Origin of the sequence: Trebonia sp., from assembly GCF_049794275.1 — a bacterium.
GTDB lineage: Bacteria > Actinomycetota > Actinomycetes > Streptosporangiales > Streptosporangiaceae > Trebonia.
In genome coordinates this window covers 1-2983 of sequence record NZ_JBARCR010000407.1, presented here as the reverse complement: position 1 = coordinate 2983, position 2983 = coordinate 1, and the positions used below count along the sequence as shown (strand labels likewise).

Here is a 2983-nt window from a genome sequence, read left to right as displayed (position 1 = left end):
GGCGAGGTCGCGCCGTGCGTGTGCCCGAACTGTCATAACCAGGTGTTCCTCCACCACGTCCGGTCGAAGAAGTCGGTGCGCCTGTACTTCGTGCCCGTTGTCCCCTACGGGACGGACGACTACCTTGTCTGTCCCGTCTGCAGCCGGGGCCTTCAGCTCAGCAGCGCACAACTGAGCCATGTACGTTCGATGTCCGGCGCGACCGCTTCGTTCCGCGCCGGGCGGCTCACCCAAGCCGGGTACATGACGCGGGCCGAGCAGTTCTGGCGTCAGCTCGGGGTGAATCCTGCAGGCCAGCAGCCCGTGACTCCAGCCAGTCCCGGTGCCGCCGCCCCGCCAGCCGCTCCCGTTCAGTCACCCGCCCCTGCCCAATCCCCGCCCGCGGCTGCGGATGACCAGACGTCGTGGATATCACAACTGCACAAGCTGGCAGAGCTGCACGACCAGGGTGTGCTTTCCGACGCTGCCTATTCGGCAGCCAAGCAACGCATCCTGGACCAGAAGACGGAGCCTTAGCCGCCGGCTGAACCAATAAATCCATGGCGTTTCCGTGGTTATGACAACGGAAACGCCATGGATTTCAAGCACCCACGGTCGGCTGGACGGAGTCCAGCGGGATGTCCGGGTACAACGGCGGCTCCTGGTCCGGCGTCAGCGCAGTCGGCCCGTAGATCCAGTCGGTGAAGCTGTAGTCGTGGGTGTCGCGGGCGCACAGGATGGCGTTACGCTGCAGCCGCTTGGCCCCGTCGAGGTGCCACAGGTCGCCCCACTTGCGCGCGGTGAGCACCACCCGCCGGCAGTGCTCGGCGCGCACCGCCTGATACGCGGCCAGCGCAGCATCCCAGCCGGCCCCCCTGGCGACGTGCTGGCCGAGCACCCAGCCGTCCTCGATCGCCATGATCGCGCCTTGCGCCATGTACTGCAGCGGCGGATGCGCCGCGTCCCCGAGCAGCGCGACGCGGCCGTGCACCCAGCTGGTGACCGGATCCCGGTCGTACATCCGCCACCAGCGGTCCCGCCACATCAGCGGGATGCCCTTGCGCACGTTCTCGCAGGCGGCCCCGAAGGCCGCGTCGAGCTCGTCAGGGGTGCCCCAGTCCTCGCGGCCGTCGCGCGCCCTGGGCGACTGGAACACGGCGACCTGATTGAGCATCTCCCCGCCGCGCAGCGGATACTGCACGAAGTGGCAGCGCGGCCCGATGTAAACGACGACATCGGTCCGCGCGATCCCGTTGCCGAGGACCTGGTCGATCGGCAGCGCGGCCCGGTAGGCGACGTAGGCCGAGTTGACCGTGGCGTCGCCGATGAGCTGCTGACGCGCCACCGAGTGCAGGCCGTCGGCGGCGATGACCACGTCCGCGTCCTGGCTGCTGCCGTCCGCGAGGACGACCCGGGCGCCGGCGGGTGTGTTCTCGTAGGACGTCACGAGCTGGCTGGTGAGCAGCTCCACCCCTTCCTGGGCGCAGCCGCGCAGGAATATGCCATGCAGGTCGCTGCGGTGGATGACCATGTAAGGGAAGCCGTACCGGCGCCGCAGGCCGGCCAGGTCCAGGCGGGTCAGCTCGCTGCCGTCGAGCGCGTCCCGCATGATGATGCTGTCCGGCAGCACGCCGAGCGCCGTGGCCTCGGTCAGCAGCCCGTACTCGTGCAGCAGCCTGGTGCAGTTCGGCGCGATCTGGATCCCCGCCCCGACCTCGCCGAACTCCCTGGCGCGTTCCAGCACGCGCACCCGCAGGCCCTGGCGGGCGAGCGCGAGCCCGGCGGACAGGCCGCCGATCCCTCCGCCGACGACGATCACGTCCCGGTTTCTCATAGCCACGGCCCCAGGACGGGCGCCGGCTGCCCGCCGGCGGTGGTGAGCTTGTGCGCCCGCCCGGTCAGGTACGCGGTGATCTCGGCCAGCGGGCCGGCCAGCGTGACCGTGCCGCCTTCGCCCTGTCCCGGCAACTCCCAGCGCCCGCCCGTGTCGGCGGCCGCGAAGACCAGCGCCGGGCCCGGTGCGCTGCGGCGTTTCGCGATCACGTCATCGCACAGCGCGGCGCAGAAGCCGGCGGGCAGCTCCGCGAAAGAAAGCCCGGTCGCCAGGTCCACTGCGTGCACGTACATCTCGCGCGCTCGCAGCCATGGCACCTCGGTCGCGGGCACCGTCCGGCCCTGGGCGGTCAGCACCGGTGCCTGCCATTGCCCGGCGCTCAGCTTCGTCATCGCGTCGTCCAGCGCCTGCGCCGCCGCGCGCAGCCACGCACCGAGCTCAGCGTCAGGCAGCAGCGCACCGCGCTCGATGCCGTCGGCCCGGTCGCCTGGCGAGGAGTACATCGGCGTCGGCTCCCCGGTGGCGGCCCAGTGCACGAGGTTGCCCAGCGCCTGGGCGTTCGCCGCGACGTGCGCGAGCAGGTGCCTGCGCGTCCAGCCGGGCAGCGCGCTTGGCGCGCCGAGCGCCGCCTCGTCGAGGACCGCCTCCGCGAGGAACAGCGTCGTTCCGTCCCGCGTCCATCGGCGCGCATCGGTGAGATCGGCGGCCATCAGGGCGTGCTATCCACTGTGTCTTCCACCTGGGCGCGGTTGAGCTGGAGGGCTTCGAAGACCGGCGCGTCACTGAACCGGAACAAGTCGAGGGCGCCGGAACCGGAATCGCTGGCGCCCGCTTCCGAACGCGCCGCGAACGCCTGCCACGACGGCACCACGAACAGGTCGCCACGCGTCACCGCCCACGACCTGTCCCCGACGGTGACCGTACCCGAGCCGTCGAAGACCAGGTAAACCGACGATCCTGTCTCGCGGACCGGCGCGGTCTGCGCCCCCCGCGCGATCCGGTGCATCTCGGCGCGGATGGTCGGCAGTACGTCGGCGCCGGTGGCGGGGCTGGTGAACCGGACGGCCGCGTGCCCCGGCTCGACTGTGCCGCCATGGCCCTCGGCCTCGAGAGCGAGCTGGTCGGCCAGCGCCCGGTCGGTGTACTCCCACCGGTACGCCAGCAACGGCG

General features: G+C 71.1%; 2 protein-coding genes and 2 pseudogenes. 1 reads left to right on the top strand and 3 read right to left on the bottom strand.

Annotated elements, in window-relative coordinates:
- Positions 1-516, top strand: a pseudogene (locus WA805_RS11145) (hypothetical protein); the annotation flags it as partial.
- Between the two features lie 64 nt (positions 517-580).
- On the opposite strand, the gene WA805_RS11140 reads toward WA805_RS11145, so the two are convergent.
- From WA805_RS11140 to WA805_RS11130, 3 genes and pseudogenes are all read right to left on the bottom strand, one after another.
- Positions 581-1813, bottom strand: a complete 1233-nt coding sequence (locus tag WA805_RS11140; protein ID WP_422270958.1) for an FAD-dependent oxidoreductase — start codon at positions 1811-1813, stop codon at positions 581-583.
- Positions 1810-2523: a maleylpyruvate isomerase family mycothiol-dependent enzyme gene (locus tag WA805_RS11135; protein ID WP_425242301.1), complete on the bottom strand. Its 714-nt coding sequence runs from the start codon at positions 2521-2523 to the stop codon at positions 1810-1812. Before WA805_RS11135 ends, WA805_RS11140 begins: the two co-directional genes overlap by 4 nt.
- A pseudogene (locus WA805_RS11130) lies at positions 2523-2983 on the bottom strand (cupin domain-containing protein); the annotation flags it as partial. The pseudogene WA805_RS11130 and the gene WA805_RS11135, both read right to left, overlap by 1 nt.